The organism is Neisseria sp. P0020.S003 (assembly GCF_051957095.1).
Taxonomy (GTDB): domain Bacteria; phylum Pseudomonadota; class Gammaproteobacteria; order Burkholderiales; family Neisseriaceae; genus Neisseria; species Neisseria subflava.
Window position 1 is genome coordinate 173,499 of the sequence record NZ_JBQCWU010000003.1, and the last position, 6,180, is coordinate 179,678.

3 protein-coding genes are annotated in these 6,180 nt (G+C 52.1%); all 3 read left to right on the forward strand.

What is annotated here, in order from left to right:
• Positions 1 to 24: 24 nt before the first annotated feature.
• Positions 25 to 1,605, forward strand: coding sequence for a bifunctional phosphoribosylaminoimidazolecarboxamide formyltransferase/IMP cyclohydrolase (purH, locus tag ACTHTQ_RS03750; protein ID WP_440363133.1), 1,581 nt, complete (start codon positions 25 to 27; stop codon positions 1,603 to 1,605).
• Between the two features lie 200 nt (positions 1,606 to 1,805).
• On the forward strand, positions 1,806 to 1,934 hold the full coding sequence (locus tag ACTHTQ_RS03755; RefSeq protein ID WP_003684264.1) for a hypothetical protein: 129 nt from the start codon (positions 1,806 to 1,808) through the stop codon (positions 1,932 to 1,934).
• 759 nt (positions 1,935 to 2,693) lie between these two features.
• Positions 2,694 to 6,180, forward strand: a 3,487-nt coding sequence (locus tag ACTHTQ_RS03760; RefSeq protein ID WP_440363134.1) for an ESPR-type extended signal peptide-containing protein, incomplete at its 3' end; no start/stop codon positions are given.

The following is a 6,180-nucleotide window of genomic DNA, read 5'->3' on the forward strand; positions in this document are numbered from 1 at the left end:
AAACCTTCAACAAAGGAAATCCAAATGTCTCCCATCAAACGCGCCCTGATCAGCCTATCCGACAAGACAGGCGCAGTCGAATTTGCCCAAACCCTGACCAAGCTCGGTGTTGAAATCCTCTCTACCGGCGGTACAGCAAAGCTCTTGGCTGATGCAGGCGTTCCCGTTATCGAAGTTGCCGACTATACCGGTTTTCCCGAAATGCTCGACGGCCGCGTGAAAACCCTGCATCCGAAAATCCACGGCGGCATCCTCGGCCGTCGCGATTTGGGCGAACACGTCGCCAAGATGGAAGAACACGGCATCGGCAACATCGACCTCGTGTGCGTCAACCTTTACCCCTTCGCCGCCACCATCGCCAAACCAAACTGCACACTGGAAGACGCGATTGAAAACATCGACATCGGCGGCCCGACCATGGTGCGCTCTGCCGCGAAAAACTGGAAACACGTCGCCATCGTTACCGATACCGCCGATTTCCCGGCCATCGCCGCCGAACTTGAAGCCAACAACGGCGCATTGAGCGATAAAACCCGTTTCAACCTCTCACGCAAAGCATTCAGCCACACCGCCCAATACGACGGTATGATTTCCAACTACCTGACCTCGCTTTCAGACGACGTCTTGAGCGGCACACCCGAAATCGGCGAATTCCCCAGCCAGTTCAACCAAAGCTGGATTAAAGTGCAAGATATGCGCTACGGCGAAAACCCGCATCAACGCGCCGCGTTCTACCGCGATATTTACCCTGCCGCAGGCAGCCTTTCCGCCTACAAACAGCTGCAAGGCAAAGAATTGTCTTACAACAACATCGCCGATGCCGATGCCGCTTGGGAAGCCGTCAAATCCTTTGACGCGCCGGCCTGCGTGATTGTGAAACACGCCAATCCGTGCGGCGTAGCCATCGCCTCCAATACCTTGGATGCCTACAAACTCGCCTACGCGACCGACACCACCAGCGCATTCGGCGGCATCATCGCCTTCAACCGCGAAGTGGACGGCGAAACCGTCAAACAAATTACCGACAACCAATTTATGGAAGTCTTCATGGCGCCGAAGTTTACCGCCGAAGCCCTCGAAATCGCCGCCGCCAAGAAAAACGTGCGCGTATTGGAAGTGCCGCTTGAGGCAGGAGCCAACCGCTTCGAACTCAAACGCGTCGGTGGCGGACTGTTGGTACAAACCCCCGACATCCACCGCCTCAGCCGCGCCGATTTGAAAGTCGTCTCCAAACGCCAACCGACCGAGCAAGAATGGAACGACCTGATGTTTGTTTGGAACGTCGCAAAATACGTCAAATCCAACGCCATCGTCTTCGGCAAAGGCGGTCAAACCTACGGCATCGGCGCAGGTCAAATGAGCCGCGTGGACAGCACCCGCATCGCCGCCCGCAAAGCGCAGGACGCAGGTTTGGACTTAAACGGCGCATGTGCCGCTTCCGATGCCTTCTTCCCATTCCGCGACGGCGTGGACGTCATCGCCGAACAGGGCATCAAAGCCATCATCCATCCGGCAGGCTCCATGCGCGACCAAGAAGTCTTTGACGCAGCGGACGAACACGGCATCGCCATGGTCGTAACCGGCATCCGCCATTTCCGCCACTAATAAGCTGATATAAAATAAAGGCCGTCTGAAAACAAAGTTTCAATATCGTGAAACCCGTTTTCAGACGGCCTTCTTCAATCATCAAACAATTTAGCGGTCTAACTGTAAATCAGGATAAAACAACCAAGCCCCAGCCAGTCGGATTAATACGGCAACACAACGTCGCCCAAGCCTAAAACTAACCCACTCAGAGAAAAAATATGAAACACATCCTCCTCATCCTAACCCTCGCCACACTCACCGCCTGCGCCTTCAGCCATACCGGTGGCTACGGCTATGCCGGCAACAACGGCGCTTCCGCAGGCGTGACCCAAACATTCCGTTGGTAAGGCCGCCTGAAAACAACACAGTTTTCTACAATAGAGAACAAACAAATCCCAAACGTAAAGGCAAGTTTTACACTTGCCTTTTTAATCTTATCTATCGGCTCAATAGCGCATAAATTCGTATCATTTATTCACCATTTATATGTTAGAAAACGTTAAAGGCCGTCTGAAAACAGGCTATGCAAAGCTTTTACACGTTTTAAACCAACTTTCAATACAAAATTCATTAATTATCTAAATAAAAGCCGACATCCAAATCTATCACTAAAATATCCTATTCGTATAATATTTAATAATCATTTCTGTTTAAAAATATTAAGTGAAATCATATTGTTATAAAAGCGTTTAAAAAGCAACAAGTAAATCTAACCGGCATGACCGTTGAAGTCGAAAAAATAACACTTTATCGGAAGAGTCAATTTACGAAACCAAAAGCATATAAAATTTGAGTCAGGATTCCGAATGCATTGAAAGAAGCTAACAAAAAGTGACTTGTTAAGAAACAAGCTGGCAAAAAAAACGGCACATCGTTTCCCAAACTTCACAAGCTTCCCAAAATGTATCAGCATAAAATCCCATAAAACAGGCTTTTAGCTGTTATTCGGCCGAATGGAGACTTTGGGCACGGGAATTGCATACGAGAGATTACGACGTAAAACCGCATAAAGGGGAGACTCTGAAGTGCGGCATATATATGGACAAGCAGTTTATGGTCGAGCAACACGTCCCAAAAGAAATCAAACCCCTTACAGGAAAATCGATATGAATAAAGTCTTTAAAGTTATTTGGAACCACTCGACCCAGACATGGACTGCGGTTTCTGAAATCAGCCATGCACACGGCAAAAAATCCGCTTCCGACAAGCGTAAAGCCGTAGCTGCTGTAGTTGCAGTGGCAGGTGCCTTAATGGCTTCTAGTGCTGCTCAAGCAGGTGCGGAATTGGGTGGTGGTAGCGCAACAGGTACAAATGCAGTTGCGGTTGGAGCGGCCTCAAAAGCAACCGGTACAGCCTCTTTTGCTGGTGGTACATCAGCTAATGCTGCTGGTGTAAGCTCTGTTGCGGTCGGTGGTTCTATGACTGCGGCTGAAGCTGCTCAAGCAGTTGGTAATAACTCTATTGCAGTAGGTTTTAAATCAAGTGCTTCTCAAACTGCTGACATTGCAGTAGGTTATAACGCTAAAGCTAATGGTACTTCTACTGGTTCTGATGGCGACGGCGTAGTAAATAATGCCGGTTCTGCAATGGCGATTGGTACCGACTCTCAAGCAACCGGTATCGTAGCAACTGCCATCGGTCAACGTTCTCAAGCCCTGGCAAACGGCGCGGTAGCATTGGGTGGCGACGCTCAAGCCAAACAAGGTTCTGACGTAGCAATCGGTCGCGGTTCTGTAGCCGACGGTATTTCTGCTTCTGCATTCGGTCCTGCTGCTCAAGCAACTGGTAAATACGCAGTGGCTTTGGGCGTACAAAGCCAAGCCACTTCAGAACAAGCCATCGCATTGGGTCGCCTCTCTCAAGCTAACGGCAAGTTTGCAACTGCTCTGGGTAACGGTGCTCAAGCAACAGCCCAAAACACTCTGGCTTTGGGTACAGAAGCTAAATCTACTATCGAAAACAGCGTAGCCCTGGGTAACGGCTCTACAACCAGCGCATTCGTACCTACTAACACTGCTACTGTTGGCAGCTACACTTACAGCGGCTTCGCAGGCGCAACCAGCGGCTTGGGCAACGGCGCAGTATTGTCTGTAGGTTCTGCAGGTAACGAACGTCAAATCCAAAACGTTGCCGCAGGTCGTATCAATGCAACTTCTACCGATGCAATCAACGGCTCTCAATTGTTTGCCGTAGCAAACCGCATCGAAAACCTGAATCCGTTTGTATTCTCAGGCCACAATGGCAGCGGTAGCTCACCTGCTGAAGGCACATTCACATACAATCCGAATTCAGCAAGCAACCCTCTGAAATTGATCGCCGGTGAAGGCCTGAAAATGTCTTCAAACGGCTCTAACGAGTACACCCTGAGCGTAATCGGTGGTGGTGCAACCGGCGCAACTGGTGCAACCGGCGCAACTGGTGCAACCGGCGCAACTGGTGCAACTGGTGCTAAAGGCGATACTGGTGCTAAAGGTGATACCGGTGCTACTGGTGCAACTGGTGCTAAAGGTGATACCGGTGCTACTGGTGCAACTGGTGCTAAAGGTGATACCGGTGCTACTGGCGACAAAGGTGAAAAAGGTGACACCGGCGCAACCGGCGCAACTGGTGCTAAAGGTGATACCGGTGCTAAAGGCGATACCGGTGCTAAAGGCGATACCGGTGCTACTGGCGACAAAGGTGAAAAAGGTGACACCGGCGCAACCGGCGAAAAAGGTGACACCGGCGTAACCGGCGCAACTGGTGCTAAAGGCGATACCGGTGCAACTGGTGCTAAAGGTGATACCGGTGCAACTGGTGCTAAAGGTGATACCGGTGCTAAAGGTGATACCGGTGCAACTGGTGCTAAAGGTGATACCGGTGCTACTGGTGCTAAAGGTGATACCGGTGCAACTGGTGCTAAAGGTGATACCGGTGCTACTGGTGCTAAAGGTGATACCGGTGCAACTGGTGCTAAAGGTGATACCGGTGCTACTGGTGCAACTGGTGCTACCGGTGCTACTGGTGCTACTGGTGCTACTGGTGCAACTGGTGCAACTGGTGCTAAAGGTGATACCGGCGCAACTGGTGCAACTGGTGCTAAAGGCGCAACTGGTGCTAAAGGTGATACCGGTGCAACTGGTGCTAAAGGTGATACCGGTGCTACTGGTGCTAAAGGCGATACCGGTGCTACTGGTGCAACTGGTGCAACTGGTGCAACTGGTGCAACTGGTGCAACTGGTGCAACTGGTGCAACTGGTGCAACTGGTGCAACTGGTGCAACTGGTGCTAAAGGTGATACCGGTGCTACTGGCGACAAAGGTGAAAAAGGTGACACCGGCGCAACCGGCGCAACTGGTGCTAAAGGTGATACCGGTGCTACTGGCGACAAAGGTGAAAAAGGTGACACCGGCGCAACCGGCGCAACTGGTGCTAAAGGTGATACCGGTGCTAAAGGCGATACCGGTGCTAAAGGCGATACCGGCGCAACCGGCGAAAAAGGTGACACCGGCGTAACCGGCGCAACTGGTGCTAAAGGTGATACCGGTGCTAAAGGCGATACCGGTGCTAAAGGCGATACCGGTGCTAAAGGCGATACCGGCGCAACCGGCGAAAAAGGTGACACCGGCGTAACCGGTGCTACTGGTGCTAAAGGTGATACCGGTGCTACTGGTGCTAAAGGTGATACCGGTGCAACTGGTGCTAAAGGTGATACCGGTGCTACTGGTGCAACTGGTGCTACCGGTGCTACTGGTGCTACTGGTGCAACTGGTGCTACCGGTGCTACTGGTGCTACTGGTGCAACTGGTGCAACTGGTGCAACTGGTGCTAAAGGTGATACCGGCGCAACTGGTGCAACTGGTGCTAAAGGCGCAACTGGTGCTAAAGGTGATACCGGTGCAACTGGTGCTAAAGGTGATACCGGTGCTAAAGGCGATACCGGTGCTAAAGGCGATACCGGCGCAACCGGCGAAAAAGGTGACACCGGCGTAACCGGCGCAACTGGTGCTAAAGGCGATACCGGTGCAACTGGTGCTAAAGGTGATACCGGTGCTACTGGCGACAAAGGTGAAAAAGGTGACACCGGCGCAACCGGCGCAACTGGTGCTAAAGGTGATACCGGTGCAACTGGTGCTAAAGGTAATACCGGTGCTACTGGCGACAAAGGTGAAAAAGGTGACACCGGCGCTACTGGTGCTACTGGTGCTAAAGGCGATACCGGTGCAACTGGTGCTAAAGGTGATACCGGCGCAACCGGCGACAAAGGCGAAAAAGGTGACACCGGCGTAACCGGCGCAACTGGTGCTAAAGGCGATACTGGTGCAACTGGTGCTAAAGGCGATACCGGTGCTACTGGTGCTACTGGTGCTAAAGGCGATACCGGTGCAACTGGTGCTAAAGGTGATACCGGCGCAACCGGCGACAAAGGCGAAAAAGGTGACACCGGCGTAACCGGCGCAACTGGTGCTACTGGTGCTACTGGTGCAACTGGTGCTACTGGTGCTACTGGTGCTACTGGTGCTACTGGTGCTACTGGTGCTACTGGTGCTACTGGTGCTACTGGTGCTACTGGTGCTACTGGTGCTACTGGTGCTACTGGTGCTACTGGTGCTA